This is a genomic window from Rathayibacter sp. AY2B3, from assembly GCF_002931755.1.
Classification (GTDB): domain Bacteria; phylum Actinomycetota; class Actinomycetes; order Actinomycetales; family Microbacteriaceae; genus Rathayibacter.
In genome coordinates this window covers 1-26,903 of sequence record NZ_PSUG01000037.1, presented here as the reverse complement: position 1 = coordinate 26,903, position 26,903 = coordinate 1, and the positions used below count along the sequence as shown (strand labels likewise).

The window sequence follows — 26,903 nt, the reverse complement described above, 5'->3', positions numbered from 1 at the left end:
CCCGTCCGGCGCGCTGACCTCCGCCGCGAGATGCCACTTCAGTACGCGACACGCCGCACGAGGCGTACCGAAGTGGCATCTCGCGGGAGGGGGACGGCGCGGGCCCGCTCAGTGCTCGGCGCGCCCCGAGTCCTCGATGAGGCGCACCTTCACGTTCACGGCGAGGGGCCCCGAGACCGACGGGTCGGCGGCGAGCAGCGCGTGCATCCGCTCGCCCACCAGGCGGAGCGTCTCGGGGGCCGGCAGTGCGGCGGACGCGGCGATGTGCGCGCTCACCGTGGTGAACCCCTCCGACCGGTCGATGTCGACCAGCACGTCGGGCTGCCGCAGCGCCAGCTTCACGGCGAGCGCGTCGGCCGCGGCCTCGACCACCGGCTGCGCCGGGTAGACCCCTGCGACGCCCTCGATGTCGCGGATCTCGGCGGTCAGCCGCTGCGAGAGCTCGGTGTCGTCGGTCATTCCCGCTCCTCCCGGTGGGGGTACACGTCGTCGACGGTCACGTCGATCGCGCCGACGATCAGCTCGGTGTGGCGCTCCAGGGCGTAGCGGATGCGCTCGCGCAGGCGGTCGGCGGCCACGGCGACCGGCAGACCGAACTCGAGAGCGCAGGTCACGTCGATCCGCACCACGGCGCCGGGAGCCGAGACGTCGCCGTCGAGAGTGCAGCGGCCCATGATGACGCCGCCCATCGTGTCGCCGGCGCGGCGGATCATCCCGCGCACGGCCGCCTCGGTGAGCGCCAGGCGGAGGGTCGGGTCGGGGTGGCGGACGGGGATGTCGCGGCCGGAGCGCACCTCGGAGCGGATCGCGTCGAGCAGGCCGGCGATCCAGACCTCGTCGCGGTCGGGCTCGCGGTCGGCCTCCTGACGCAGCGCCCGCGCCGAGAGCTCGGTGAGGCGGGTGAGGTTCGCGAGAGCGAGCCGGCACGCGGCGGAGTTCTCGATCGAGGGGTCGCGCGGCTCGCGGCCGCGGTCGAGGTACTCGCCCAGCTCCTCGAGCGTGTGGCCGTCGAGGTCGTCCTCGGGCACGGCGGCGTCGTCGGTCATCGCCATGCCTCCAATTCGTGGAGCAGGAATCGACGGGCCCGGGCGAGGAGGCCGCGGACCGTCGAGACGGGGAGTTCGAGAGCGTCGGCGATCTCCTGGTAGCTGTAGCCGGCGGTCTCGCGGAGTAGCCAACAGCGTCGCTGATCAGCAGGCAATCGGTCCAGCGCTTCCCAGACCGCGTCCAGCTGGAGTCGCGCCTCGACGATGCGCTCGGGGGAGTGCTCGGGCGGCGCGGGCGGATCCCAGTCGTCGATGTCGTCGTGGCGGCGGCGGACGCGGATCCGGTCGATCGCCTTGTGGGTGACGATGCGCATCAGCCAGTTGCGGATGTGCGCCGGGCTGTCGAGATCGGCCAGGCGCCGCCAACCGGTGAGGAACGCCTCCTGCACCACGTCCTCGGACTCCGCCTCGGAGCCGAGGAGCTTCGCGGCGTAGACGCGCATGAGGGCGCCGTGGCGGCGGGCGAGCTGCTCGAACGCCTGCACGTCGCCGTCGACGGCGCGCGCGGCGAGGGTCGCGTCGGACGCGTTCAGGAGGGGGTCGTCGTCGATGAGCGCCTCCTCCGCGGTCCCGCGCGCGGTGTCCCCGCGCGCCGATGCCCTCAGTGTGGGGCGCCGTCCGGCATGACTACCAGCCTTGACAACGGGCCGCCGAATCCGCTGGCCGGATTGCGAGTGCCGCCGATGGGGGACGTCACGAGACGGGATTCGTGACATTCCGGCTCCTCGACACGTCTTGATTCCGTACCCCTCGTGCGTCCCCCCGAGCGCACGGACCCCGAACCCGGAAGAAGTCCCCCATGCACTGCTCCCTCCGCCGCCGCCCCGGGCGGACGTCATGAGCGAGTCGACCTTCACCCTCGGCAGCCCGTTCGCGGGCGACGAGCGGGCCGACCGGCGCTACGAAGCCTCCGGCGACGATCCGTCCGCCGCGTCCGCCGTCTACTCCGAGGCGTACGGCGGAGGCGAGTTCCGCGTCGCTCCGTCGCAGCGCGGCTTCTCCTACCGCTACGCCGTCCGCGGCAGCGAGCGGGTGACCCTGCGCACCTCCGACTGCTCCGGCACCCTCACCGGCCGGGTCCCGCATCTGAAGGAGTACGTCGTCGGCTGGTTCCGGGCCGGCGGCGGACGCCTGAACCTGCCGCCCTTCACCCGCACCGGCACGCTGTCGGCCCCGTTCCTCTTCCCCGCTGAGCGGCAGTTCGGTCTCGAGTTCGAGCCGCACCGGCAGAACCTCATCCACTTCGCCCCCGGCTTCCTCGAGGACGTCGCGACCGAGACGCACGCCGGCCCCCGCCAGCCCGTCTCGTTCGACCACGAGGCCGAGGCCGACCCGGGAGTCCTCGCCCGCTGGCGCGCCGCGGTGACGGAGGCGACCGCCGCGCTCGCGACGGCCGCCATCACACCGCTGGTGCGCTTCACAGCAGAGCTCGACCTCGCTCGCGTGCTGCTGCTGCTGTTCCCGTGGCGCGCGTGGGACGTGCCGGCCGTGCTGCGCCGACCGTCCGCGTCCAAGACCCGGGTCGCGCTGGACTTCCTCCAGCACCACGCCCACGAGCCGATCACCCCGGCCGACGCCGCCCGCGCGGCCGGTCTGCACACCCGCACCCTGCAGCAGGCGACGAAGCGGCACCTCGGAGTGTCGCCCTCGGTCTACCTGCGCGACGTGCGGCTGGACCGCGCCCACTCCGACCTGATCGCCGGCGACCCCTGCTCGACCACCGTCGCCGCGGTCGCCCGCGAGTGGGGCTTCGGCAACCTCGGCCGCTTCGCGAGCGCCTACCAGGTGCGCTTCGACGAGAAGCCGAGCCACACGCTGCGCCGCTGACGCTCAGCCCCTGCGAGCCCGAGGGCCCGGACCGTCCCAGGACGGTGCCGGGCCCTCGTCGTCTCCGGGTGCCTCTCGAGGGACCGTTTCGGAGGATGCTCCATCGTGTCCTCCGACCGGTCTTCTGGACACGGACCTCGTGACACTCGGCGCCGGCTCAGCCCGGCTGATGCACGTGGATGTCGCTGCTCGACGTCACGCCGTTGAACTCGAGATACAGCTGCCCCTCGACGACCGACACGGTCAGCGTGTTGCGGCGCTCGAGTACCGCGACCGCGGCATCCAGGAACCCCTGGTCGAAGCTCTGGACGGTGATCTGCTCGAGCTGGTGGACGCGCTTGCCCGACCACGCCGCGATCACCTTCTCCGGGTTGCGATGCGTGTAGACCGTCGTGCGGTCGGCCAGCCTGCTCCCGAAGTGCAGTCGCTCGGCATCGGGCGCGCCCACCTCGATCCACGTGGTCAGCCTGCCGGTGGGATCGCGGACCAGCACCGCCGGCTCGGTCGCCGTCGACGAGATCCCCTCGCTGAAGGTGATCCCCTCCACGTATTCGAGGCAGTACGCGAGCACGCGCGTCATCATGTACACGTCGGTCTCGGAGGGGTGCCGAGCGGCTCGCACAGTGATGTCCTCGTAGACGCCGCGGTCCACATCAGCCAGCTGTATCGCGAAGTTGTACATCACTGCGCCGGCTGCCACGTGTGGGAGCTTATGTCCTCTCGCTCATCGAGGAGCGCGAGGATTCTCCGGCGCCGGTGGGGGCATCGCGTCGGCGCGCCTCCACGCAGGAACGGCCCGGCAGGAGGCATTCACTCCGTCGAGAGCGTCTCACTCTGGGCGACGTTCAGACCCAGTGGACCCCGCTGCTCGGCTCCAGCCCGGCACGCTCGTCCGCCGCAGCGTCCTCGACTCCTCCGCCGGTGGGGTCCAAGACGTCGTCGGTCGGAGGAGGCGCTCACGCGGCCCGGCCACGCCGTCGTGCCTGCCGCCGGACCCTGTGTACTCCGCTGGCCGCTCAGCGAGTGCGCCGCCCGGGCCTGTTCGATGACCGCCGTCGCGACAGTGTTCTGTCACCGCTGCTGATCGATGAATGGTGCAGACGGAGCTGTAATCGAGTCGAGAGCGCCGTGCGAGAACAGTAATGGAAGCTAATTGCCGACATTTCAGCGGTAGCCCTTTGCTGATAGCGTCGCCCGCGGCGCGTAGGCAACACGATACTCAGCGCGATTCTCGACGTGTTGGCGTCGGTAGGAGGGGACGCGTTGGAGTTGTCAGGTTTCACGCCTGCCTCGATGACACTTGAAGGGCACTCTTGGTGTTATTGCTCAAAGCGTCGAATGAGGCCGCGCGGTAGTGTCGCAAGGTTGGTTTACCGGCTCTTCATGTCGCCGCCGCGGGAGGATCTGAGGCCGGAAAGAGGAGTCGGCCGATGTTCGGTCGATGCTCTGAGCCGATCCCGGGCGTTCTGCGGGGCTTCGTGAGAAGGTTGCGACTAATCGCCCGCTTTGATGGTAAGAACGCGTGCCCGCCGGGAATCACGTTGGCGGTGATTCTGGCGGCGGCGACGTCGTCATCGTTCACGAGGGCTTCGAGTTCGACCTCCTCGCAATTCGCAACTTCTTCCCCACCGTCCGCCGTGGCGAGATAATCCTGAGCCGTCTACCGAAGCCAACCGATACAATGTTCTTGTCCGGCAACTGGGTATGTCTGCCGCGAAGACCAGAGCACAGCGTCATGCCTTGTGCCACCTCACGCTTATCGGGTTCTGATCGTCCGCCGCCTACGAGTTGTCTTGCATAGTGTCGGTTCAGTTTCGTCCGTCGGTCACGTCATGACTCTCGTGCTTTATACCCACTGGACCCCGCTGCCCGGCTCCAGCCCGGCCCGCTCTTCTGCGGCCGCATCCTCGACTCCTCCGGCGGTGGGGTCGGAAACATCGTCAGTGAAGGCAATGTCGGCCAATCGCTCCGGCGAGGACCCGATATCGAACAGAGCCGCGTACTCAGGAAGTCGGTAGCGGCGCCCGAGTAGTGGACCTCCCGCTCTCTCGCGGTAGAGGACGACTGCATCACCCTCCGTGTCCTCGACTCCGAGTACCCACACGAGGGCTGCAGAGTACGGATCGCGAACGTCTTCGACTCGCGCCCGCAAGTGCTCGAGGAACCGGGCGATGTCGGAAGAAGTCACTTGCTTCTCCTTGCTTTTCTTCAGTCGCTTAATCGAGTTCGAGGCGAATAGCTCATTTCGACGGTGGTGGTCATCGCCGAAGGATATTTGTCCGAACTGGTGGAGAAGACGGTACCGGCGAAGGCTGGATCCACCCAATCAGGGCAGTCGCCTGACCGATCGTCCGAAATGCAGTAGCTCGTCTTCACGCCGAGGGTCCCGTTGATGTCGACGCCGTAGTAATTGAACACATATTCACAGGCCATGACGAGCCTGACGGGGATGCTGTCCGTGTAGGTGCACTTCCCGTCTGCGCAGACCTTCTTATTGGCGTATGCTTCGTAGCGAGCATCCGATCCTTGGAAGGTCGCACCTTTTGGGTTGTTCGAGATGAAGCGGAGCGTTAGAAACTTGTGAATGTTGTGCTTGGTCTGGATCTATACCCAACCGAAGCCCTTGTTGCCGTTCCACGCCCCTGACCGGACGAACAGGGCTCGCTTCTCGGTATTCTTCCACTGGAAGACGATCGTGATTCCGTCGGCCGCGGCAGCTGTCGCAGTCGGCACGAAGCAACCCGTCACGATCGAGAGCAGCAGGGTAACGAGAACGGCTCCGCGCTTCATTCGTCGCGAATTCCTCTGAAGTGCCGGCATCATTTTCCCTCTGTTGAGCCTTGCTCGCATGAGACCCTACGTGCTTGAGACGCTCCCGGCTTGAATCTGGCGCGGGGGCGGTTGCGAAGGCGCCTTCTAGCTGGCGGCGGCGCGTCCACGGCGAGTACCCAGCAATCCGGCTCCGCGAACTCCGTTCACCGTCTCGCGCGAACCCCTTGTGCTCCACCTCCTGTGCACTCCGCTGGCCGCTCCGCGAGTGCTCCGCGGGGGCTCCGCGGGGGCCTGTGCAGCCCGCTGGCCGCGAAACGCATTCGCGCTCGACGTTTCCTGCACCTTGGCTGAGCCACCGGGACGTCCGGGCCTCGGGCCACGTCTTCATCATGTGCCACGGATCGTGAGCACCGCGGCCCCCGGCCACGACCTCTGACCATCTGGAGAAGATCATGACCAACGTCACCCCCACCAGCCTCGCCAACGCCTCCTCGGCCAAGCACGGCACCGCTACCTCGGCCGGCAAGAACACGATCGCCGACGGCGTCGTCGAGAAGGTCGCCGGCATCGCGGCCCGCGAGGTCCCCGGCGTGCACGACCTGGGCAACGGCGCCGCCCGCGCCATCGGCGCCATCCGCAACGCGATCAACGCGCAGGACCGCGGCCAGGGCATCTCCGTCGAGGTCGGCGAGAAGCAGGTCGCCGCCGACATCACCGTCGTCGCCGAGTACCCCGTCGCGCTGCAGAAGCTCGCCGACAGCGTCCGCTCCGCCGTCTCCGAGGCCATCTCCTCGGTCGTCGGCATGGAGGTCGCCGAGGTGAACGTCACCATCTCCGACGTCTTCATCCCCTCGGACGACAAGGACGACGAGACCGAGAGCCGCGTCAAGTGACTCCGTCCCACATCGGCCTGGTCCTCGGCGCGGTCCTCGCGCTGACGGCTCTCGTCTTCGGCTTCTGGGCGCTCCTCTGGGTCGCCCTCGCCATGGCGATCGGCTACGGCGTCGGGCGGGTCGTCGAGGGCAAGCTCGACCTGCGCTCCCTCGGCGACACCCTCCGCGGGCGGCGGTCCTCGTGACCGCGGCGGTGATGGCCGACGAGGCAAGCCACGGCCGCACGACGATCAGCTCGCGCGCCGTGCGCCGAGTCGTGTCGGCCGTCACCGCGGAGGCGCTCGACGTGAACTCGTCCGACGTCTCCGTCGAGCTCGACGACGAGGGAGGACGCCTCCACGTCGTCGCGCACGCCCCCATCCACGTCACGCCCCTGGGCGAGACGGGCCGCCGCTCCTCCGGGACGCTGCTGGACCGACTCAGCCGGGCGCAGACGACCATCCGCTCGCGCTGCCTCGAACTGACGGGCTCCACGATCGGCCGGGTCGACCTCCGGATCACCGGTGCCGACCTCCGAGAACGAAGGAGGGTGTCGTGACGACTCCCACCACTGCCGGCCGGGCGCTCTACCCGCGCCTGGTGCGGCGCGAGACGCACTCGTCCCGCTCCGGATCGGCGATCGTCCTCGCCGTGCTGCTCATCCTCCTGTTCGCGTGGCTGGGCACGGAGGCGGTCCTCGCCGTCCTCGGGCAGCCCGCGCTGCTCGTGGCCCCCCAGGACGGAGCGTCCTCGCTGCTGAACGCGGCCGCAGCGCCCATCGCGCTGACCGCCGCCGCCGGCGCCGTACTCGCGCTGATCGGGCTCGTCCTGATCGTCGTGTCGCTCAAGCCCGGCCGTCGAGGCCGTCGCGCCGTCAGCACGGACCGCACCGCGGCGATCGTCGACGACCGCGTCATCGCGCAGGCCGTCGCCCGCACCGCCGGCTACGCCGGTGACGTCGACCCGGACAACGTGTCGGTGTCGGTCGGATCCCGCGTCGTCGACGTGACGGTCTCCCGCACCTCCGGCCGCAGCATCGACGTCACGCCGATCCGCGAGGCCGTCGACGCCGAGCTCGCCACGTTCGACTGCACCCCGCGCCTGCGCTCCAAGGTGCGCCTGTCCGAGAAGGGAACGGTCCGCTGATGACCACCACGAACCGATTCCTCAACCGGCTGCTCCTGTTCGTCGTGGGCCTCGTCCTCCTCCTCGCCGGCGGCGCCGTCGCGGTGGGGTCGCTGCTCCCGCAGGTCCAGGAGAACGTGTCCACCGCCGCGCAGGACGCGGCCGACCCCACGAGCCAGGCCCTCTCGGGCGGCACCCCGTGGATCCTCTGGGTCATCGCGGTCGTCGCGCTCGTCCTCATCCTGCTGCTGGTGCGCTTCATCGTGCGCCAGGGCCGCGGCCGCACCTCCACGCTGCTGCGCGTCGGCTCCGGAGAGGGAGCGGGGACGCCCACGGGCGGCTCCGTCACCATCGACGCGAAGGTCGCCGAGCAGGTCCTCGAGGAGGCTCTGTCGCAGGAGCCGTCCATCGTCGCGGTCGACGTGACCGCGTTCGAGATCAAGCACCAGAAGGTGCTGCGCGTCACCGCGCACACCCGCCGCGGCGCCTCGCCCGCCCGTACCCGGCAGACGGTCGACCAGGCCGTCCGCCAGTGGGACGCCCTCCTCGGCGAGGAGACGCCCGTCGTCATCCAGATCGTCAGCGGTCTGCGGACGAAGATGAGCGGCACCGCCCGCGTGCAGTAGCCGCCGGCACCACCGTCCGGCCCTCCCGATCGGGAGGGCCGGAGAGCCCCGCTCAGGCGGGATGGAAGACTTTCTGAAGGAGCACCCCATGTCCGATCCGATGGAGCCCGGCACCGTCGAGCGCATCCGCACCGACGAGCAGTCGACCCCGAACGAGCAGAGCCGACGCGAGTCCGCCCGCCGGGACGCGACGCCGTCCGAGCCCGCGACGACCGAGAGCCGGGTCGCGACCGCCGCCGGCGAGAGCGCCCAGCGCGTGTCCGGCGTCCACCACCTCGGCGGAGCCGTCGCCCGCGGCCTCGACCGCGCCTCCCGCCGCGTGCTGGGCACCAGCACCGTCCCCGGAGTGACGGTCTCGAAGGCCGACGGCGTCACCACCGTCGACATCGACCTCGTCGTCGAGTACCCCCACCCCGTCCGCGAGGTCCTGGACGCCGTGCGCGATCAGGTGCAGCGCGTGGCGGAGCCGGTCGCCGGCGGCCACGTCGTCGTCAACGTCGAGGCGACCGACGTCCACGGCCCGTTCGACCCGATCGAGAAGCCGGAGGAGGACAAGGAGCCGCTCGTCGACACCGCCAAGCGCGCCGCGTCCGACGCCCGCGACTCCGCCGTCGAGGCCGTCGGGAACGCCCGCGACGCCGTCTCCGGTGCCGTCGACTCCGCCCGCGGACGCCTGGCGGACGCCGCCGACGACGCCGCGGACGCGATGGACCGCGCGGCCGACGAGCGCGACGAGCGCGCAGCCGCCCAGAAGACGGCCGACGACGAGCGCGCCGCCGAGCGCGACGAGGACGACCCCCGCGTCGAGACGCACGCCGCCCCGGCCGTCGTCGAGACCGCGGAGTTCGTGGTCCGCGTCCAGGTCGAGCCGGTCGACGACGACGGCGACCCCCGCACCGCGACGGTCGAGGTCGCGCCGGCGGAGTCCGAGCACGTCGACCGCGACGACGCCCGGGCCGACGAGGCCGCCCGCGACGACTCGGACGCCACCCGCTCCGAGGACGCCACCCGCTCCGAGGACGCCCCCCGCTCCGAGGACGCCACCCGCTCCGAGGACGCCCCCCGCTCCGAGGACGACCGCGCGTCGTCCGCCGCCGGTCGGGAGTAGTCCCGTGCGCACCCGCTCGTACGGCACGCGACGCAAGCCGCGTGCGGCCTGGATCGCGCTCGCCACGGGCGTCGTGCTCTCGTTCGTGGTCGTCGTCGCCGTGCTGCTGCCCGTCCTCGGGCTGATCGGCGCGGCCGACGGGACCACGGCCGGGGCGCTCGACGTCCCGGTCGGCGCGATCGTCCTCTCGATCGTCATCAGCTACGCGGTGGGCCTGGCCTGCCTGGCCCTCGCGTTCGTCTCGCGCAACGCGGCCCTCGCCTGGATCGCTGCGGTGGCCGCCGTGATCGCGACGCTCATCGGCTCGATCTGGCCGCTCATCGCGACCGGATTCGCCAGCGTCGACCAGGCGAAAGACGTCATCCCCTTCATCCAGGACCTGATCGCCCGGGTCCGGGGGTAGCGTCGGGGCGATGAGCTCCGACTACCTCCGCGCCTACGACGACCAGCTCCGCTCCGACGCCGAGACCCCGAGCGCCGTCTCCGTGACGCGCGAGGGGCCTCTGCGTCTGGTGACCTTCGCCGGCGGACGCGGATTCGTCACCTACCGCGACCTCGGCGGCGCCTCCTCCGAGGAGATCGCCCGCCTGGTCGCCGCGGCCTGCGCGCACTTCGACGCCGATCCCGGCGTCACCCGCGTCGAGTGGAAGACCCGCGGCCACGACGAGGCCCCCGGCCTGCACGACGCGCTCGTCGCGAACGGCTTCGCGCCCGACGAGGCCGAGTCGATCATGATCGGCCCGGTCGAGGCGCTGCTCTCGGACCGGCCGGTCCCGGAGGGGGTCGTGCTGCGGCGGGTCGTCGACGAGCCGGACGTCCGCGCCTTCAGCGCCATGATCGACGCCGCCTTCGAGGAGGAGGTCGACGTGTCGATCGCCGACTCGCTCGTCGCCCGCCTGGCGCGCGGCGACGGCATGGAGCTGTGGGTCGCCGAGGTCGACGGGCGGATGGCGTCCGGCGGCCGGCTCGAGCCCGTCCCCGGCACCGCCTTCGCCGGCATCTGGGGCGGAGCGACGCTGCCGGAGTACCGCGGACGCGGGCTCTACGGCCTGGTCACCGCCGCCCGCGCCGCCTCCGCCCGGGACCTCGGGAAGACCCTCGTGCACAGCGACTCGACCGAGTACTCACGGCCCATCCTCGAGCGCGCCGGCCTCGTGCGGGTGTCGACGACGACCCCGTACCGTCGGCGCCGGACCCGGTAGCGCCCAGCGGGGGTGGATCTCGATACGCGCGCTGCTCGATCAGCAGACGCCTGGTGGTCGTCTGCAGCGGAGCGGCGTATCGAGACCCGTCCGTTCGTGCGCGGGATCAGCTCGGGGACGTGATCTCGAGCGCGATGTTGTCGGGGTCGCGGAACTCGAGGAGGCTCATGCCGCCGGCGTCCTTGATCGGCTCGTGCGCGATGCCGAGGTCGTCGAGGACGGCTGCGGCGGCCTTCAGTGCGTCGAGGTCGGGGACGGTGAAGCTGACGTGGTCGAGTCCGACCCGGTCCTCGTCGAAGCGGTCGTCGCCGGGTGCGACGGGGCGCAGGCCCAGCAGTCCGCCCGGGAACTGGTAGATCACTCCGCCGAACACGAACGCCAGCTGCTCCTTCTCCTCCGGCGACGCGTCGGCCGGCGGCGCCTCGAAGGCGACGTCGAAACCGAAGACGGAGTCGTAGAACGGGCGCGAGACGGCGATGTCGCGGACGGTGAGTCGGACGTGGTTGTAGTCGACAGCGGGGATCGGCACAGGGGTTCCTCTCGGCGGGGCGGGCAGAGTGCCCGTCTCCAGTTATTCGGAGGCGGCGGGCCGCCGGTTCGGGGCTGGCGTCGCCTCCCGGGATCGGGTAGCGCGTCAGTCCAGCTCGGTCGGCCGCGCAGGCTCGGCCAGCAGCGCGCGCGCCGCCATCCCGATCACCGCGCTGTAGGTGGGGTAGGCGAAGCGGACGTTCGCGAGGGTCGCGAGGTCGACTCCGGCCGCCATCGCCGTGGTCACCGACTGCACGACCTCGATCGCGTTCTCGCCGACCGCGTGCGCGCCGAGCAGCAGCTCGCGGCGCCGGTCGGCGATCAGCGTGAGGAACCCGTTCTCGCGGTCGTCGATGACGGCGCGGTCCAGGTTCGAGAACGGCACCGAGGCGACGACGCACTGCGGATCGCGCTCGCGGGCCTGCTCCTGCGTGAAGCCGACGCCCGCGTAGTCCGGGTCCGTGAATCCGCCGGCGGGCAGGAGGAACTGGGGCGTGCGCCGGTTCGCGCCGAGCACCGCGTTCTCGGCGGCGGCCTCCGCCTCGAACTGCGCTGCCTGCACGAGCATGTCGCGCCCGTTCGCGTCGCCGACCGCGAAGATGTGCGGCACGACGGTGCGGAAGTACTGGTCGGCGGGGATCGCCGAGCGGACGACCTCGATGCCCGCGTTCTCGAGTCCCAGGTCCTCGACGTCGGCGGGCCAGCCGGTGGCCATGATCACCACGTCGACCTCGGCTGTGCGGTCCTCGCCGCCCTCGCGCCACGTGATCGCGAGCGAGCCGTCGTCCTGCCGCTCGATGCCCGACACCGTCTCGATCCCGGTGCGGACGCGGACGCCCTGGCGCTCGAAGGCGGACGCGACGTGCTCGGAGATGCTGGAGTCGGAGGTCATCAGGATCCGCGGGGCGACGTCGAGGAGCGTCACCTCGGATCCGAACGCGTTGAAGACGGTGACGAGCTGGGCACCCGTGTTGCCGCCGCCGATCACGGCGACGCGGCGGGGCAGCCCGGTCAGCCCGAGCACGTCCTCCGGCACGGTCGCGAGCTCGGCGCCCGGGATCGGCAGCCGCCGCGAGTGCCCGCCGACGCAGACCATGATCGAGCGCGCGCGGATCCGCCGCCCGCTGTCGAGCACGAGGGTGCTCTCGTCGACGAAGCGGGCGCGGCCCTCGTGGATCAGGTCGACCCCCGCCTCCTCGAACCGCTGCGCCTCGCGCTTGATCGAGCGCACCAGGTCGACGCGCTCGTGCACGTGGCGCACGGTCGCGGCCCAGTCGAGGACGGGAGTGCCGATCTCGATCCCGTAGTCGCCGGCCGAGCGGGTCTCACGCATCATCCGCGCCGTCTTCGCCAGGACGCGGGTGGGCACGCAGCCGGTGTTGACGCAAGTGCCGCCGACACGCGCGGCCTCGAGCACGACGACGCGCGCTCCCAGTTCCGCGGCACGGAGAGCGGCGGCCGTCCCCGCGGGTCCTGCGCCGATGACGGCGACGTCGTACTCGTCCTGCTCGGGAGTGCTGTCGGGCACGGGGACCTCCGGTTCTGGGTGTTCCTCGATCCTGCCGCTCCGCGCTCCGCCGCACCCGGCCTTGACAGCGCGCGAGCGGCAGGGCGTCCGCGAGCGCCGCCCGTGCCACTGGCTGAACATCGGCCGGGGACGGTTGCCCGGCGGGCGCCCGGCGCGGTGGGATGACCGGGTGGGCTGCGGCGGGGGACTCGAGCGGAAGGCGCTCCGATGAGCGCCCGCACCTTCGGGGTGGAGGAGGAGTACCTCCTCGTCGACGCCGAGACGTTCCTCCCGACGCCCGCGGCGCCGCTGCTGCTCGGCTCCGTGCGCGGCTCCGCGGCGGTCGCCCTGGCCGCCGAGCTCAAGGCGGAGCAGATCGAGGCGGTCGGCGCACCCGCCCGCTCGCACGACGCACTGCTGGCGGGCCTGCGCGAGGGCCGCCGCCTGGCCGACGACTCCGCCCGCGAGGTCGGCGCCCGGGCCGTCGCGGTCGCGACCAGCCCCGCCGCGTTCGAGCCGCACCTCTCGGCCGACGAGCGCTACGACCGGATGGCCGAGCGCTTCGGTCTCGTCGCCCGCGAGCAGTTCACCTGCGGCCTGCACGTCCACGTCGGGATCGGGTCGCCGGAGGAGGGGATCGCGGTCCTCGACCGGCTGCGCGGCTGGCTGCCCGCCCTCCTCGCCCTGAGCGCCAACTCCCCGCTGAGCGCCGGCGTCGACACCGGCTTCGCCAGCTGGCGCTACCAGTCGTGGGGGCGCTGGCCCACCGCGGGCCCGGTCGGGATCTGGGGCGACCTCGCGCAGTACCGCAGCGTCGTCGCCTCCCTCACCTCCTGCGGCGTCCTGCTGGACGAGGGGATGCTCTACTTCGACGCCCGCCTCTCGCGGGCGCACCCGACCGTCGAGGTGCGCATCGCCGACGTCCCGCTGCACGCCGAGGACTCGGCGCTGATCGCCGTCCTGATCCGGGCGCTCGCCGAGACCGCCGTCCGCGACGCGGGCGCCGGGGTCCCGCCCGTGCCGCTGCCGACTCCGGTGATCGCCGTCTCCTCCTGGCTGGCGAGCCGCCACGGCACGACCGGCGACCTCATCGATCCGGTGGACGGCTGCCCGGCCCCCGCCTCCGCGGTGCTGGCGCGCCTGCTCGACCACGCGGGCCGAGCGCTGGCGGAGTCGGGCGACGACGAGGTCGCGGCGTGCGGCGTCGAACGGGTCCTGGCGCGGGGCACGGGAGCGGAGCGGCAGCGCGCGGTGTGGGAGCGGACGGCGTCCGTGTCCGAGGTGATCGCGGACGCGGCGGAGGCGACGCGCGCCTAGCGGCTCAGGGCTCGCTGGTCGCGGGGTCCGCCGCACCGGGCGCCGCTGCTCCGGACTCCACCGTTCCGGGCTCCGCCGCCTCGGGCTGCGGCGACTCCGGCACCAGCTGGTAGCCGCCCTCGATCGTGCCGTCCGGGCGGAGGAGGATCTGCGTGTACACCGGGGCGCCGCTGCGGAGCGTCGTGCCGCTGACCCGGAGGGGCTCCCCGGCGAAGAACGCCTCGGAGCCGGTGCAGCCGGCGAAGAAGGACGCGTCCGGGCGCTGCACGGCGAGGCACACCGTGGTGCCGTTCGGCTCGGTGATCAGCAGGCGGTCGTTCTCGGCGGTGTCGAACCCGGAGCCGTAGACGACGGCCTCGCCGGCGAGCAGGGCGAGGCCCGGCGGGACGTCGGTGGTCGGCTCCCAGCCCTCGACGAGCGCGGCGAAGCGATCGGCGGGAGTGGCGGAGGCGGTCGGCGTGGCGACGGGGTCCGCGGGAGGCGGGAGGAGGAGCGCGGTGGGGACGATCGCGCCGACCGCGGCTCCGCCGACGATCGCGGCGGCGAGCACGAGGCGGCGGCGGCGAGGGTGGGGCGCCCGCGGGGCGCGCCGGTCGGGGTGCTCGGCGGGCGACTCCGGAGTCTCGGAGCCGGTGGCCGCCGACAGCGGGAGTGCGGTCGCGGACAGGGGGAGACGCGGGTCGGTCGCCGTGCCGGGATGTGCGGCGCCCGGCTGCGCCCCGAACAGCGCGGCGCCGGTCTGCGCGCCGGACCGCGACGCTCCGGGAGGCGCGTCCTCCGCCTCCAGCTCGCCGAGCCGCCGCAGCGCCTCGCGCCGCTCGTCCCGGTCGGCGCCGTCCTCGCGGGGTCGGGCCGACAGGATCCGCTCGAGATCCCTGCGCTCGTCGTCGTCGGCCTGCACTCCGCCAGTATGACGGCGCCGGACACGGGAACGGCCCGCGACCGCCGGAACGTCGCCTTCACAGCGGTGTCCCGGCGGCCGCGGGCCGTTCCGGTGAGGGCGTCAGCCCGACGGGTTCTCGACCGGGTCGCCCTCGGGGTCGGTGGCCGTCTCGGGGTCGACGTGCTCGGGGTCGGTGGTCTGCGGGTCCTCGGGAGTGTTCTTCTCGGTCATCGGATCCTCCTTGTCGCTGGATGCGGAACGTGCGGACGCCGTCAACGCTAGGGCGCGCGTTCCGGCCACCGCGCCCGGTTGACTCCGCCGCCCGGCGTCCGTAACCGAGGTCAGGAGCGGCGGATCCGCCCGAGCGGCCCGTCCCGCTGCTTCTGACCTCGGCTCCGGACGCCGCTCGCCTCAGCCGGCCCCTTCACCCGTGGCAGCCGCGAGCCTCCACCGCAAGGCCTGGCAGCCGTCTTCCGCGATTCGTACTCTGAACCGATCGAGCCGAGGAGCAGCAGCGCCACATGATCCGCACCACCGTCACCATCGAGGGCAAGACCTACGGGCTGTCCCAGGGGACCGACGTCGCCGATCTGAAGCGGTCGGCGACCGAGGCGACACAGGCCGGAGGAGGCCTCGTCGACTTCGTGATCGTGGGGAACCGCCAGGTCAGCGTCCTGATCTCGACGGGCGTGCCGGTGATCTTCGAGGAGCTCGAGGTGCCGGACGACGACCGCGACACCGGTGACGTCCACCGGCCGTGGGACGACATCGACTACCTCGACTGACCCCGCCTTCCCGGTCGCGCCGAGTCGCGGCCGGGTCCCAGACGCCTGAGGGGCGCCGCCGGCTGGACCCGGCGTCTCTCGGGCACCTCGTGCCGCGCTACTCCGCGGACTCGCTCTCGGCCAGCTCGCCCGCGACCAGCGTGCGGGCGGCCGAGGCGAGGGCCGAGCGGATGCACTCCGCGGACTCCTGCAGCATCGCCGCGATCGCGTCGACGTCGTGGCCGCCGGTGTGGCGGAGCAGCCAGGCCTGACGCTCGAGCGTCGGCAGGGCGTGCAGGCGGTGGTGGAAGCCCGAGCGCAGCAGGTCGTCCTCGCGGATCGCCGGGGCGGCCTGCTCGGCGCGCTCCATCGCGGAGCCGCCGCGCTGCACGCTCGCGCGCCCGACCTCGGTGCGCATCAGGTCGAGGGCGCCTGTGTCGTCGAGTCCCTGCGGCCGTCCGCTGCGGACGGTGACCGCGGCGTGGCGGAGGGCGGCGCTCGCCGCGGAGTCCGAGAGCGTGAGGCGGTAGGCGTACGCGTAGAGGCCGAGGGCGCGGTTCTCGAGGGCGCGGCCGGCGAGCAGCTCGCCCTGCTGCTGCGACTGCGTCATGCCGACGGCGGCGACAGGTCTGTCGTAGGTGGTCACGGTGACTCCTCGGCTCCGCGCGCTCCCGGTCGGACAACGCGTCGGAGGCGATGCTAGGGAGTCGAGAACGATCGTTCTACCCTTGACATCTCAGGATCCTTTTCGATGCGTGCGCATGGAAGCGCTTTCCCGACAACCGTCCTGGAAAGTGGAAGCGCTCTCACTCCCGCGCCGAGAGGATGCAGAACTCGTTGCCCTCCGGGTCGGCGAGCACGACCCACGACTGCTCGCCCTGCCCGACATCGGACCGCGTCGCCCCCAGGGCGACCAGCCGCGCGACCTCCGCCTCCTGGTCGTCCGGCACGAAATCCAGGTGCAGGCGGTTCTTCACGGTCTTGCGCTCGGGCACGTCGAGGAAGAGCAGACTCGGCCCGCGGCCCGACGGGGCGAGCAGCTCGATGCCGTCCTCGTCCTCGTCCACGACGTCCCAGCCGAGCGCCTCCTGCCACCAGTGACCGAGGGTCCGGAAGTCGGTGCAGTCGACGATGATCTCTTCGAGTCGGAGGGCCATGCCCCGACGCTAATCGGCGCAGGTCGTGTCGGGGAAGTGCGTCCGGCGGGTCCGCCCGGCGCCGCGGCTCCGTCCGGCCGTCTCGTCCGCGGACACGGGCCCGTGCCGCTTCGGCACGACCGCTGGCGGCCGGAGCGGCGGCGCGGCATCCTCGACCCGGGTGCCCCTGCGCCCGGGGACGAGGAGCAGCATGAGCACCGCACGCGAGCAGTGGGAGGCGCGCTACGCCGACTCCGATCGGATCTGGTCGGGCCGGCCGAACGCGACGCTGGTCCGGCTGGTCGGCTCGCTGCCCCCGGGCCGCGCCCTCGACCTCGGCGCCGGCGAGGGGGCGGACGCGCTGTGGCTGGCGTCGCTCGGCTGGCGCGTGACCGGGCTCGACCTCTCCGAGACGGCGCTGGGCCGGGCCCGCGCGGCCGCGGCCGAGCGGGGCGCCGAGGTGGACTTCGTGCAGGCCGACCTCGCCGAGGACTGGCCGGTCGTGGGGGAGTTCGACCTGGTGGCGGCGAGCTTCCTGCACTCGATGGCCGAGTTCCCGCGGATCGACGTGCTGCGGCGGGCCGCCTCCGTCGTCGCTCCCGGCGGCCGCCTCGCCGTCGTCTCGCACGCCGCGCCCCCGCCGTGGGCGAGCGGCGACGACCACCGCCACGGAGCGATGCACCTCGTCGGCCCGGAGGAGGAGCTCGCCGAGCTGGCCCTCGACCCCGCCGACTGGACCGCGGAGCTCGTCGAGACGCGGGAGCGCGCCGTGACCGCTCCCGACGGCACGGCCGCCGTGCTCCTGGACGGCGTGCTGCTCCTGCAGCGCCGCGGCTGAGCCGGCGCCGCTCGAGGACCCGCGGCCGGACTAGCGTGGTCCGCGACCCCGACCCCGCAGGAGGCGCCGATGCCGCTCGATCCGTACCTCGCCGCTCGGCTGCCCCTCCTGGCCGGCCTCGCGTATCCGCTCGACGCCGAGCAGGCCGCCCGCATGGCCGCCTTCGAGGAGGATCCGGGGCCCTGGTCGCTTCCCGAGGGGGTCGACGTCGTCACGGAGTCGGCGCCCGGCCCGCACGGGCCGGTCCCGCTGCGCGTGTACGCCCCCGCTGCTCCCGAGCGCGATCTGCTCTGGGTGCACGGAGGGGGGTTCGCCGCCGGCAGCGTCGACATGCGCGAGTCGCACGTCGTCGCTGCGGAGCTCGCCCACCGGGCGCGGGCCCGGGTCGTCTCCGTCGACTACCGGCTCGCCGGCCCCGACGTCCGCTACCCCGTCCCGCTCGACGACGTGCACGCCGCCTGGCGCCACCTCCGCTCCACGGAGGCCGGATCCACGCCCGTCGCGATCGGCGGCGCGAGCGCGGGAGCGGCTCTCGCCCTCGGCGCGGTCCTCCGCGAGCGCGACGCCGGCGCTCGGCTGCCGGAGCACGTGCTCCTGGCCTACCCCTTCGCGCACTTCCCCAACCCGGCCGTCGACGACGCGATCGCGGCCGAGCTGCGCGAGCTGCCGCCGGTCCTCCGCTTCCCTCCGTCGAGCATCGAGGGCATGGTGCGCACCTACCTCGGCCGGATCTCCGACCTGCCCGTCGAGGCGCTGCCCGGCTCCGCGCCGTTGGCGGGTCTGCCTCCGGTCACGGTCCTCGTGAACGAGTACGACGAGCTGCGGGGGTCGGCAGAGCTGCTCCTGCGCCAGCTCGCGGAGGCGGGCGTCGCCGTGACCGGGCACCTGGCGGCCGGGATGCCCCACGGGCACCTCAACCGGACGCCGGCGCTGCCCGAGGTCGACCGCTCGCTGCACCTCTTCGCCGCCCAGCTGCGCGCGATGGGCTGAGGCGCCCGGCCCGGGAGCCGCGCCGCTCAGGCGCGGTCGTGCAGGGTGACGTGGTACCCGTCCGGGTCGGCGAAGGTGAAGGTGCGGCCGAACGGGCCGTCGATCGGAGCCGCGACGACGGGGTGCCCGTCGGAGACGAGCGCGTCGTGGATCTCCTGCACGCCGGTCGCGTGCAGCCAGATCGCGGCGCCCACCCCGGGGCGGGAGGCGGAGTCGAGGTCGGTCCCCGGCGCGAGGTCGCGCAGGGCGAAGGCGATCGGAGTCGTCGTGAAGACGACGGCGTGCGGCGGGCCGGCGGGCGAGCGGACCAGGCCGAGGTACTGCTCGTAGAACGCCTGGGACGCCGCGAGGTCGCGGACCTGGAGCGAGACGAAGTCGGGGCCGGTGACGGGCATGGGGTTCCTCCTCGGTTGTGTCAGCTTTCTGACACACCGCAGCGTATGTCAGAATACTGACATGAGTCAAGACGGCATCGACCTCGAGACCTCGCTCGGCTACCTCCTCAAGGAGGCGTCGAGCGCCCTGCGCGCGGCGATGGAGGCGGTGCTGCGCCCGCTCGGGATGACGGTCACCCACTACTCCTGCCTCGAGCTCCTCGCCCAGAAGCCGGGCCTCTCCAACTCGGAGCTCGCGCGGGGCGCCTTCGTCACCCGGCAGTCGATGAACGTCCTGCTGCAGACCCTGGAGCGCGACGGCGTCGTCAGCCGCCCCGACGCGGCTCCGGTCGGCAAGGCGCTCCCCGCCCGGCTCACCGAGCGCGGGCGCCGCAGCCTCGCCGAGGCCTCCGCCGCCGTCCGCAGGGTGGAGCTGCGGATGCTGGAGGGGCTCGCGGAGGAGGAGCGGCAGGTGGCGGCCCGCCTGCTCCGCGGGATGATCCGGTCGCTGCGGGCGGACGACCGCGCCTGAGGGGCTGTTCCCCCGTCTGTAGGAACGAGCGCCGCCCACTCGCCGGTACGGTCGCGCACATGACAGCAGGAGGACCGGTGCGCCCGCTCGACATCGGGATCGTCGGCGGCTCGATCGGCGGACTGTTCGCCGCGGCCCTGCTCGTCCGCGACGGGCACCGCGTGACGGTGCTCGAGCGGTCGGCGACGGGGCTGTCGCGGCGGGGAGCCGGGCTCGTGGCCCAGCAGGACCTGATCGACCTCCTGCACGCGATCGGCCGCGACGGCGAGGCGCGGGTCGGCGTCGTCGCGCACGAGCGGATCACCCTCGACCGCTCCGGGCGCGTGATCGGCCGCGACCCCTCCCCGCAGGCGCAGGTGTCGTGGGACCACCTCTACGACACGCTCCGCTCGCGGATCCCCGCCGACCGCTACCTCCTCGGCCATGCCGTCGCCGGGGTGCGCCCCTCGGTCGGGACGGACCCGGTCGTCGTCGAGCTGCGCGACGGGAGCGGCCTGGAGTTCGACGTCGTCATCGGAGCCGACGGCCTCGGATCCGTCGTGCGCGCGGCGGTCGCGCCCGAGGCGCCCGCGAACCGCTCCGCCGGCTACTCGACCTGGCGCGGGCTGATCCCGGAGTCGGCGCTCCCCGCCGGGGCCGCGGCGACTCTGCTCGGACGCTTCGCCTTCTACACCGCGCCCGGCGAGTACATGCTCGGATACCTCGTCCCCGGACCCGCCGGCGAGGTGGAGCCCGGCCGCCGGCGCTACAACTGGGTCTGGTACCGGCCCCTCTCGGAGGAGGCCCTCCGCGGAGTGATGACGGCGTCCGGCCGTGCGTCGGAGAGCGTGTCCCTCGCGCCCGGCGACCTCGCTCCCGATCTCCGCCGCCGGCTCGAGGAGGACGCGGTCGACCGCCTGCCGCCGCCCTTCGCGGCTGCCGTCCTGGCCGAGTCGCAGCCCTTCCTGCAGGCGATCGTCGACTACGTCCCGCCGCGGACGGTCCGCGGCCGGGTCGCCCTCCTCGGTGACGCCGCCGTGACGGTGCGGCCGCACACGGCCATGGGCGCGGCCAAAGCGGCGGGCGACGCGCTGGCCCTCGCCGCCTCCCTCGCGCGGCACCCGGTCGACGAGGCGCTCGAGCGCTACGAGGCCGAGCGGCTGCCCGTCGGCCGCGCCGTCGCCGAGTACGGCAGGCGCCTGGGCCGCTCGATCCCGCTGCTGTCCGAGTGACCGAAGCACCGCGCTCCCGACCGGACCCGGACGTCCGCAGTGACCGCCGCCTTCCCGGTGACGAGGCGCCACGGGGGAGGATCGCGATCGACAGCGAAGAAGAATGTCTCCGCTGGAAGTCCTCAGGTGAGCCGAGGTCCGTGCTCGGCACGCGTTCATGCCCCGCCCCCGCCTGGCCGCTCCCCGCCGTCCGCCGCGCGTCCCTTGCTCCTCGACCCCGGAGACGGCACCCTCGGGTGACGGCCCACGGCGAAGGAGACGCATGGACGACGACGGACTCCTGGCTGCGCTGCTGCGGGGACGGCCGGCGACTCTGGCCGACGCGGCGGAGCTGACCCACATCGACGAGGCCGAGGTCGCCGCGGCGATCGAGCGGCTCCGCGGCCGGGGGCTCATGGGCGGCGAGGGTGAGCAGCTCGACTTCCCGGCGCCGATGGAGTGGGCGGCCGCCGCCATCGCTCGGCACACCGAGTCGGCGCGGCGGGCGGGCAGGGAGTCGCTGGACGGGATCGAGCGCGTCGTCGCCGGCCTGCCGATGCTGCTCGGCGCCTGGCGGGTCGGCGAGGACACGACGGATCCCGTGCCGACCCTCCTCCGCCACGGTCCGCACGCGTCCGAGGACCTCTGGTTCGACCTCGTCCGGCGCGACTCCGGCTCGCTCGTGGCGGTGCTCCCGAATGTGGAGCGGTTCCTCGACCCGCCGACGGAGCGGGCGATCCGCTTCGGGCACGCGCTCGCGGCGAAGGACCGGGTGCGCGTGATCATGCCGGCCGCCGGCGCGCGCGACCCGCGGGTGCTCGCCCGGGTAGAGGCGTACCAGGCGGCGGGCGTCGAGTACCGGCTCCTCGAGAGCCCGCCGAGCTGGTTCTGGGTCGACGGCGACCACCTCGCCGTCCCGTTCGAGCGGGGCGAGACGAAGCCGACCAGCGTGCTCGGCGTGCGCCACGCGGCGCTGGCGGGGCTGGTCGAGTCGTACTTCGAGGTGCTGTGGCGGCAAGCCGCGCCGATCGGAGCCGTCGACCAGAGCTGGCTGCCGCTGCTCCGGCTGATGCGCCAGGGCGTCACGCTCGAGACCGCCTCGCACCGGCTCGGCATGAATCCGCGGACCGGCCGCCGCCGCGTGGCCGCCGCGATGGAGCACTACGGAGTGGCGACGCTCTTCGCGCTCGGCACGGCGTGGGCGGCGGACTCGCGCACCCGCGACGGCGACGCCGGTGCCGGAGAGCCGGTGCTCGATGATCCGGAGGCGCTCGAACCGGGAGCGCTGGACGACGGCGAGATCGACCTCGCCGAGACGGTGCCGCGCGATTGAGCTCCCGCGGGACCGAGCCGTGCGGCCGACCCCTCGACGCCTTCGGGTGGCCCTGAGGAGTCGGCCGATGCGCCCGCCCGGGCACCCCTCCAGTGTCCGGACGTGGCCACGGCGGGGACAAGAGCCTGTAGCGGACACGTCCGGAAGAGGACACCGCACCCGGGAGCGGATCGCCGGCGCTCCCGCTCCCGGGTGGGCGCGTGCCAGGCTTGCCGCATGGATCTCGAGGTGCGGCCGGGGCTCGTCGTCCCCGCATCGGAGCTGCAGTGGCGGTTCTCGCGCTCCTCCGGGCCCGGCGGGCAGCACGTGAACACCTCCGACAGCCGCGTGCAGCTCACCTGGAACGTCGAGGAGTCGACGACCCTCTCGGACGAGCAGCGCTCCCGCCTGCTCGAGCGCCTCGGGCGGCGGCTCGTCTCCGGAGCGGTCACCGTCACGGTGGCGCAGGAGCGCTCGCAGCTGCGCAACCGGGAGACGGCCCTCGAGCTGCTCCGCGGGATCATCACCGCGGCCCTCGCGCCCCCCTCCGCCCCGCGGCGGCCGACCCGGCCCACGCGCGGCTCCACTCGCCGCCGTCTCGCGGCGAAACAGCAGCGCTCCGAGACGAAGCAGCAGCGCCGGCGGCCGCCCGGCGACTGAGACGAGCACGAATCGAGGCTGAGAGCGGCCGACGGTCCGCCTGGAGCAGGATCCGGTCTCTCAGCCTCGCTTGCGCCCGTCCGGTCTCCCCGCCCCGCGGGTGCAGGTCCGGCCTCTCCGTCCGCCGTGCGCAGGTCCGGCCTAGGAAGTGAAGAACGCCTCGATCGCCGCGGTCAGGGCGACCAGATCGTCCACGTGGGCGAGCTCGCGCGCCGAGTGCATCGAGAGCAGCGGGACTCCCACGTCGACCGTGGAGATGCCGAGCCGGGTCGCGGTCAGCGGGCCGATCGTGGATCCGCACGGCACCGAGTTGTTCGAGACGAACTCCTGGTACCCGACGCCGGCGCGCTCGCAGAGGCCCGCCCACAGCCCCGCGCCGCGTGCATCCGTCGCGTAGCGCTGGGTCGCGTTGATCTTGAGCAGCGGCCCCTTCCCGGCGACCGGCTGGTTCGCGGGGTCGTGCTTCTCGGAGTAGTTGGGGTGCACGGAGTGGCCCGCGTCGGCCGAGAGGCACCAGGAGGCGGCGATCGCCCGGGCGCGCTCGTCGACGCCGGCGCCGAGGGCCGTGCCGATGCGCGAGAGGACGTCCTCGAGGAACGGCCCGCTCGCTCCGGACCGGCTCGCCGAGCCGAGCTCCTCGTGGTCGAAGGCGGCGAGCACGCTGATGTGGGCGGGCGGCGCCGCGGGATCGGCGCTCGCCGCGAGGAGTGCGACGAGGCCGGCGTGCACGGAGCTGAGGTCGTCCATCCGCCCGGCGGCGAGGAACATCTCGTCGAGGCCGAAGCGGCGCGGCGCCTGCGTGTCGGCGGTGAGCAGGTCGTAGCCGGCGATGTCGGAGGCGTCGTCGAGCCCGGCGTGCGCGGCGAGCAGCTGGAGCAGGTCGACCTCGGAGGCGTCGCCGATGCCGAACACGGGGACGGTGTGCTTCTGGCGGTCGAGGGTGAGTCCCTCGTTCGCCGTGCGGTCGAGGTGGATCGCGAGCTGCGGGATGCGCAGCAGCGGGCCGGTCCGGAGCAGGCGCGTCGAGCCGTCGCGGGTGACCACGCGCCCGGCCAGCTCGAGCTCGCGGTCGAGCCAGGAGTTGAGCAGCGGGCCGCCGTAGATCTCGACGCCGGCCTGCAGCCAGCCCTTCGAGCCGATCGTCGGCCGGGGCTTGAGCATGAAGCCGGGGGAGTCGGTGTGGGCGCCCAGGATGCGGAAGGGCGTGGTCGCCCCGGAGCCCTCGGGCAGGTGCCAGGCGATGATCGCGCCGTCGCGGACGACGTAGTACCGGCCGGGCCCCGCGGGCCACGCCTGCGTCTCGTCCAGCCCCGTGAATCCGGCTCCCTCGAGGCGACGTGCCGCCTCGGCGGCCGCGTGGTACGAGGAGGGGGAGGCGGTCAGGAACTCGGCGAAGTCGGCGATGTGGTCGTCACGCGTGGTCATCCCTCCAGTGAAGCACGCGGCGCGCGGAGCCCCGCCCGCCGCCGCCGAGCTGCCGCGCTGTGCGGCGAGACGCCGCTGAGGGAGGGATGTGTCGGTGGGAGGGCGGTGTCTCGACTCCGTGTGCCGAGGGGGGTGTCTCGGCGGGACCGCGGCGGCTCGGCCGGGCGCGCCCCCCGCAACGACGGGAGCCCGCCGCACCGGTGAGGTGCGACGGGCTCCCGGGGAGTGCCGTGCGTCAGCCGCAGCTGCGCGCGCTGTACGGCGCGGTGGCCGTGGCCGTGACGGTCGTGCCGCCGACCGTGGCCGTGCCGGTGACCGTCGCCTCGCCCGCGGCGAGCTGCGTCGAGCGCACCGTGAACGCGGCGGAGCCGGAGGCGCCCGGTTTCACGCCGGCGATCGTCTTCACGCCCTCCGGGGTGCTGATCGAGACGTCCATCGGCACCGTGTCGCCGTTCCTGCCGACGACCGTCAGCACGACCTTGCCGGCGACGCAGCGCGACCCGGCGGTCGCGCTCACCTTCAGCGAGGACTGCACGGTGACCGTGACCTGCACCGGCATGCGCGACGCGTCCTGCGCGACGCCCGAGACCGTGAAGGTCCCGGCCGTGGCGTAGGCGGCGGGAGCGACGGCGTCCCAGGCCACGTCGACCGTGCTGGTGGTGCCGGCGGCGGTCGTGATCGTGGCGCGGGGCAGGACCGGCGCGGTGCCGACCGTGGTCGTCGCGGTCAGCGGAGCGACCGAGGCGACGGCCAGGCCGGGGGCGTAGCCCTCGAGCACCTTCTGGTACTCGGAGCGCGTCACCGGGATGACCGTGCCGTGGCGCGGCTTGCCGCCGTCGGCGTTCTGCGGCAGGCCCGTGCGGAGCTTCGCTCCGAGCGGCTGCCAGGAGTCGCCGTTCGCCAGGTCGTCAGTGCCGAACGGGATGTAGTGGTTCGGCCCGTCGTGGTAGTTCGGCTGGTCGATGAAGAGGAACCAGTCGAGGCCGTTCACGTCGCCCTCGTTGGCGGGGAAGACGTTGGGGCCCTCACCGCTGGTGAAGGTCTTGCCGGGCTCGCCGTTGGGCAGGCCCGAGGCGACCTTCTCCTTGACCAGCGACCACTCGTCCGCCGGTCCGCCGGTGCCGGGCAGCGAGCCCGAGACGGTGGCCAGCAGGTCGGTGCTCTTCTCCTCGCGGAGGGTCATCGACGCCTCGTCCTTGGTGAAGCGGTAGTAGGTGTCGCCGTCCTTCGCGACCGTCGAGTCGATGGTGCCCTTGCCGGCGCCGCGCTTGACGTCGATCCACGGCTTCGCCTCCGAGAAGGAGGTGAAGTCCTCGGTCGTCGCGTACATCATCTGGTTGTAGGTGACGGAGGTGCGGTCGGCCGTGTTCGTGGTCGGGTACATGTTCGAGGCCCAGAACACGACATACGTCTGGAGCTCGTCGTCCCAGTACGCCTCGGGCGCCCAGGTGTTGCCGGCGAAGTCGGTGGAGACCTTGACGTGGCGCTGGGCGGACCAGTTCACCAGGTCGGTCGACTCCCAGACCTCGATGTGGGTCGAGCCCGACTTCTGCGCGGTGTCGAAGCCGCCGGGGAGCCCGTCGATCTTCAGGTCGGTCGCGAGCATGAAGAACTTGTCGCCCTCGTGCGAGCGGATGATGAACGGGTCGCGCAGGCCCATCGTCCCCAGATTCGAGGTGAAGACGGGCTTGCCGCCGTTGAGCGTGTTCCAGCTCAGCGCGTCGTCGCCCTTCGAGGCGGCGAGGCTGATGCGCTCGGCGCCGTCGCCCTCTCCGGTGAAGAACGCCCAGACGTACGCCTCGGTGTCGTCGGTGCCGGCGGGGAGCGGCTGCACCCGGAGGGTGAAGTCGCGCGTCCGGGTGGTGGATCCGCTGGTCGCGGTCGCGCGGACGACCACGTCGATCGCGAGGCTCCCGGTGGCGGGGCGGTCGACGTCGATGGTGCGGGTGCCGGCGGCGCTGCCGTCGCGGACGGTCGCTCCGCTCGGGCTGACGACGCTCCAGGCGATGCTCGAGCCGAGCGTGCCGGTGGAGGGCACCGAGACGTTCGTGCGGATGTCGCCGACGTTCGGGATCGCGATCGCGGCGAGGTCGCGCTGGACCTTCGTCGCGTCGTCCAGCTGCGCGGCGACGCGCACCGGGTAGTCGACCGAGCGGGTCTCGGTGCCGACCGTGAAGGTGGCGGTGAGGGTGGCGGTGGCGTCCGGCTGTCCCGCGGCGGGGCGCGTGACGGTCGCGGTGCCGCCGGTGATCGCGACGGCCGCGCTGTTCGACGTCCAGGTGATGCCGACACCGCTGGCGGTGGTGGGCACCGTGAAGCCGGCGGTCGCCTCCGTGGGCACCGTGACCGACGCGACGGCGCGGTCGAGGGCCTGCGAGGAGTAGAGCGCCTGCACGGAGCTGCTGCTGAGGGCGCTGTCGTAGACGGCGAAGTCGTCCATCTCGCCGTTCCAGCCCGGGTCGTTGTAGGTCGAGCGCGCGATGTACGCGACGAGCGACGGGCCGAACGAGGAGACGTCGCGGGCGATCGTGCTCTGCGAGATCTGCGCACCGTTGACGTACACGGTGAGCTTGCCGGTCGAGCCGTCGATGACGGTCGTGTAGAGCGAGAGGCCCGCGGGGGTGCGCGCGCCGACGGTCGGGGCGCCCGTCGCTCCGGCGCCGATCTCGGTGTTGTAGGGAGCGCCGGCGTTGACCGAGTTGGTGACGACCGACTTGGTGTAGCCGGAGAGGTTGCTCGGGTTGAGCAGCCAGTAGCCGGAGGAGAACGAGGCGCCGGAGGCGACGGGCGCTCCGACGAACGCGGCGGCGACGTTGCCGGTGCCGCCCTTGTGGGCGAGCCAGGTCGAGAAGGTCAGGTCCTTCTTGCC

At 72.8% G+C, this 26,903-nt stretch carries 32 protein-coding genes; 17 read left to right on the top strand and 15 right to left on the bottom strand.

What is annotated here, in order from left to right; translation table 11 throughout:
- Positions 1-108: 108 nt before the first annotated feature.
- From C5C24_RS12765 to C5C24_RS12755, 3 genes are read right to left on the bottom strand one after another with little or no spacing between them, the layout of a single operon-like run.
- A complete protein-coding gene (locus C5C24_RS12765) occupies positions 109-459 on the bottom strand; it encodes a hypothetical protein (RefSeq protein WP_104275712.1) in 351 nt (116 codons plus the stop codon).
- The gene (locus C5C24_RS12760) at positions 456-1,046 is read right to left on the bottom strand and encodes an Asp23/Gls24 family envelope stress response protein (RefSeq protein WP_146082619.1); all 591 of its coding nucleotides are present in this window, start codon (positions 1,044-1,046) and stop codon (positions 456-458) included. Before C5C24_RS12760 ends, C5C24_RS12765 begins: the two co-directional genes overlap by 4 nt.
- A complete protein-coding gene (locus C5C24_RS12755) occupies positions 1,043-1,531 on the bottom strand; it encodes an RNA polymerase sigma factor (RefSeq protein WP_244248147.1) in 489 nt (162 codons plus the stop codon). The genes C5C24_RS12760 and C5C24_RS12755 overlap by 4 nt, the downstream gene beginning before the upstream one ends.
- A gap of 352 nt (positions 1,532-1,883) precedes the next feature.
- Between C5C24_RS12755 and C5C24_RS12750 the strand changes: the two genes are divergently transcribed.
- On the top strand, positions 1,884-2,873 hold the full coding sequence (locus tag C5C24_RS12750) for a helix-turn-helix transcriptional regulator (protein ID WP_104281593.1): 990 nt from the start codon (positions 1,884-1,886) through the stop codon (positions 2,871-2,873).
- Positions 2,874-3,030: 157 nt separating this feature from the next.
- Here the strand turns inward: C5C24_RS12750 and C5C24_RS12745 are convergent, their stop codons facing one another.
- The 4 genes from C5C24_RS12745 to C5C24_RS12735 all read right to left on the bottom strand — a co-directional run bounded on the left by C5C24_RS12745 (position 3,031) and on the right by C5C24_RS12735 (position 5,663).
- Positions 3,031-3,573, bottom strand: a complete 543-nt coding sequence (locus C5C24_RS12745; protein ID WP_104305143.1) for a YaeQ family protein — start codon at positions 3,571-3,573, stop codon at positions 3,031-3,033.
- A gap of 1,146 nt (positions 3,574-4,719) precedes the next feature.
- On the bottom strand, positions 4,720-5,061 hold the full coding sequence (locus tag C5C24_RS12740) for a hypothetical protein (protein WP_104305142.1): 342 nt from the start codon (positions 5,059-5,061) through the stop codon (positions 4,720-4,722).
- A 20-nt stretch (positions 5,062-5,081) separates the two neighbouring features.
- Entirely contained in the window at positions 5,082-5,291 is a 210-nt protein-coding gene (locus C5C24_RS17700) for a hypothetical protein (protein WP_146082618.1), read from the bottom strand.
- Between the two features lie 186 nt (positions 5,292-5,477).
- Complete coding sequence (locus C5C24_RS12735; protein ID WP_104305141.1) at positions 5,478-5,663, bottom strand: hypothetical protein; 186 nt, start codon at positions 5,661-5,663, stop codon at positions 5,478-5,480.
- 434 nt (positions 5,664-6,097) lie between these two features.
- Between C5C24_RS12735 and C5C24_RS12730 the strand changes: the two genes are divergently transcribed.
- The 8 genes from C5C24_RS12730 (at position 6,098) to C5C24_RS12695 (ending at position 10,578) form a co-directional block, all read left to right on the top strand.
- Positions 6,098-6,538 (top strand): Asp23/Gls24 family envelope stress response protein, encoded by a 441-nt coding sequence (locus C5C24_RS12730; protein WP_104275716.1) that lies wholly within the window; start codon positions 6,098-6,100, stop codon positions 6,536-6,538.
- Positions 6,535-6,723: a DUF2273 domain-containing protein gene (locus C5C24_RS12725; RefSeq protein WP_104223990.1), complete on the top strand. Its 189-nt coding sequence runs from the start codon at positions 6,535-6,537 to the stop codon at positions 6,721-6,723. The genes C5C24_RS12730 and C5C24_RS12725 overlap by 4 nt, the downstream gene beginning before the upstream one ends.
- An 11-nt stretch (positions 6,724-6,734) precedes the next feature.
- Positions 6,735-7,076 (top strand): hypothetical protein, encoded by a 342-nt coding sequence (locus C5C24_RS12720; RefSeq protein ID WP_104224003.1) that lies wholly within the window; start codon positions 6,735-6,737, stop codon positions 7,074-7,076.
- A complete protein-coding gene (locus C5C24_RS12715; RefSeq protein WP_104225847.1) occupies positions 7,073-7,663 on the top strand; it encodes a DUF6286 domain-containing protein in 591 nt (196 codons plus the stop codon). The genes C5C24_RS12720 and C5C24_RS12715 overlap by 4 nt, the downstream gene beginning before the upstream one ends.
- Entirely contained in the window at positions 7,663-8,268 is a 606-nt protein-coding gene (locus tag C5C24_RS12710; RefSeq protein ID WP_104238125.1) for a hypothetical protein, read from the top strand. The genes C5C24_RS12715 and C5C24_RS12710 overlap by 1 nt, the downstream gene beginning before the upstream one ends.
- Before the next feature lie 88 nt (positions 8,269-8,356).
- Positions 8,357-9,376: an Asp23/Gls24 family envelope stress response protein gene (locus C5C24_RS12705; RefSeq protein ID WP_181135531.1), complete on the top strand. Its 1,020-nt coding sequence runs from the start codon at positions 8,357-8,359 to the stop codon at positions 9,374-9,376.
- A 4-nt stretch (positions 9,377-9,380) separates the two neighbouring features.
- Positions 9,381-9,779 carry a hypothetical protein gene (locus C5C24_RS12700; RefSeq protein ID WP_104305139.1) on the top strand — a complete coding sequence of 133 codons (399 nt, stop codon included), beginning with the start codon at positions 9,381-9,383 and terminating at the stop codon, positions 9,777-9,779.
- A 10-nt stretch (positions 9,780-9,789) separates the two neighbouring features.
- Complete coding sequence (locus C5C24_RS12695; RefSeq protein WP_104305138.1) at positions 9,790-10,578, top strand: GNAT family N-acetyltransferase; 789 nt, start codon at positions 9,790-9,792, stop codon at positions 10,576-10,578.
- Between the two features lie 106 nt (positions 10,579-10,684).
- On the opposite strand, the gene C5C24_RS12690 is transcribed toward C5C24_RS12695, so the two are convergent.
- On the bottom strand, positions 10,685-11,107 hold the full coding sequence (locus C5C24_RS12690; protein ID WP_104223996.1) for a VOC family protein: 423 nt from the start codon (positions 11,105-11,107) through the stop codon (positions 10,685-10,687).
- A 105-nt stretch (positions 11,108-11,212) separates the two neighbouring features.
- Complete coding sequence (locus tag C5C24_RS12685; protein ID WP_258065219.1) at positions 11,213-12,634, bottom strand: NAD(P)/FAD-dependent oxidoreductase; 1,422 nt, start codon at positions 12,632-12,634, stop codon at positions 11,213-11,215.
- A gap of 207 nt (positions 12,635-12,841) precedes the next feature.
- Between C5C24_RS12685 and C5C24_RS12680 the strand changes: the two genes are divergently transcribed.
- Entirely contained in the window at positions 12,842-13,930 is a 1,089-nt protein-coding gene (locus C5C24_RS12680) for a glutamate--cysteine ligase (RefSeq protein ID WP_104305136.1), read from the top strand.
- Between the two features lie 4 nt (positions 13,931-13,934).
- On the opposite strand, the gene C5C24_RS12675 is transcribed toward C5C24_RS12680, so the two are convergent.
- On the bottom strand, positions 13,935-14,831 hold the full coding sequence (locus C5C24_RS12675; protein WP_104305135.1) for a hypothetical protein: 897 nt from the start codon (positions 14,829-14,831) through the stop codon (positions 13,935-13,937).
- Between the two features lie 503 nt (positions 14,832-15,334).
- Here C5C24_RS12675 and C5C24_RS12670 point away from each other — a divergent pair.
- Positions 15,335-15,598, top strand: a complete 264-nt coding sequence (locus C5C24_RS12670) for a hypothetical protein (RefSeq protein WP_104281583.1) — start codon at positions 15,335-15,337, stop codon at positions 15,596-15,598.
- Positions 15,599-15,695: 97 nt separating this feature from the next.
- Here C5C24_RS12670 and C5C24_RS12665 read toward each other — a convergent pair whose 3' ends face one another.
- Positions 15,696-16,223 (bottom strand): hypothetical protein, encoded by a 528-nt coding sequence (locus tag C5C24_RS12665; RefSeq protein ID WP_104305134.1) that lies wholly within the window; start codon positions 16,221-16,223, stop codon positions 15,696-15,698.
- A gap of 160 nt (positions 16,224-16,383) precedes the next feature.
- Positions 16,384-16,734 (bottom strand): VOC family protein, encoded by a 351-nt coding sequence (locus C5C24_RS12660; RefSeq protein ID WP_104275726.1) that lies wholly within the window; start codon positions 16,732-16,734, stop codon positions 16,384-16,386.
- Between the two features lie 190 nt (positions 16,735-16,924).
- Between C5C24_RS12660 and C5C24_RS12650 the strand changes: the two genes are divergently transcribed.
- Both C5C24_RS12650 and C5C24_RS12645 read left to right on the top strand, forming a co-directional pair.
- The gene (locus C5C24_RS12650) at positions 16,925-17,551 is read left to right on the top strand and encodes a class I SAM-dependent methyltransferase (RefSeq protein WP_104275728.1); all 627 of its coding nucleotides are present in this window, start codon (positions 16,925-16,927) and stop codon (positions 17,549-17,551) included.
- 69 nt (positions 17,552-17,620) lie between these two features.
- Positions 17,621-18,541 (top strand): alpha/beta hydrolase fold domain-containing protein, encoded by a 921-nt coding sequence (locus tag C5C24_RS12645; protein ID WP_104305133.1) that lies wholly within the window; start codon positions 17,621-17,623, stop codon positions 18,539-18,541.
- 26 nt (positions 18,542-18,567) lie between these two features.
- Here C5C24_RS12645 and C5C24_RS12640 read toward each other — a convergent pair whose 3' ends face one another.
- Complete coding sequence (locus tag C5C24_RS12640) at positions 18,568-18,936, bottom strand: VOC family protein (RefSeq protein WP_104275730.1); 369 nt, start codon at positions 18,934-18,936, stop codon at positions 18,568-18,570.
- Positions 18,937-18,997: 61 nt separating this feature from the next.
- Here C5C24_RS12640 and C5C24_RS12635 point away from each other — a divergent pair, with 61 nt between their 5' ends.
- The 4 genes from C5C24_RS12635 (at position 18,998) to arfB (ending at position 22,609) form a co-directional block, all read left to right on the top strand.
- Positions 18,998-19,447, top strand: a complete 450-nt coding sequence (locus C5C24_RS12635; RefSeq protein ID WP_104305132.1) for a MarR family winged helix-turn-helix transcriptional regulator — start codon at positions 18,998-19,000, stop codon at positions 19,445-19,447.
- A gap of 59 nt (positions 19,448-19,506) precedes the next feature.
- Positions 19,507-20,658, top strand: a complete 1,152-nt coding sequence (locus tag C5C24_RS12630; RefSeq protein ID WP_219812879.1) for an FAD-dependent monooxygenase — start codon at positions 19,507-19,509, stop codon at positions 20,656-20,658.
- 262 nt (positions 20,659-20,920) lie between these two features.
- Positions 20,921-21,970, top strand: a complete 1,050-nt coding sequence (locus C5C24_RS12625; RefSeq protein WP_104305130.1) for a hypothetical protein — start codon at positions 20,921-20,923, stop codon at positions 21,968-21,970.
- A gap of 216 nt (positions 21,971-22,186) precedes the next feature.
- A complete protein-coding gene (gene arfB, locus C5C24_RS12620; protein ID WP_104305129.1) occupies positions 22,187-22,609 on the top strand; it encodes an alternative ribosome rescue aminoacyl-tRNA hydrolase ArfB in 423 nt (140 codons plus the stop codon).
- 141 nt (positions 22,610-22,750) lie between these two features.
- Here arfB and C5C24_RS12615 read toward each other — a convergent pair whose 3' ends face one another.
- The gene (locus C5C24_RS12615) at positions 22,751-24,034 is read right to left on the bottom strand and encodes a M18 family aminopeptidase (RefSeq protein WP_104305128.1); all 1,284 of its coding nucleotides are present in this window, start codon (positions 24,032-24,034) and stop codon (positions 22,751-22,753) included.
- Between the two features lie 235 nt (positions 24,035-24,269).
- Positions 24,270-26,903, bottom strand: a 2,634-nt coding sequence (locus C5C24_RS12610; protein ID WP_104305127.1) for an immunoglobulin-like domain-containing protein, incomplete at its 5' end; no start/stop codon positions are given.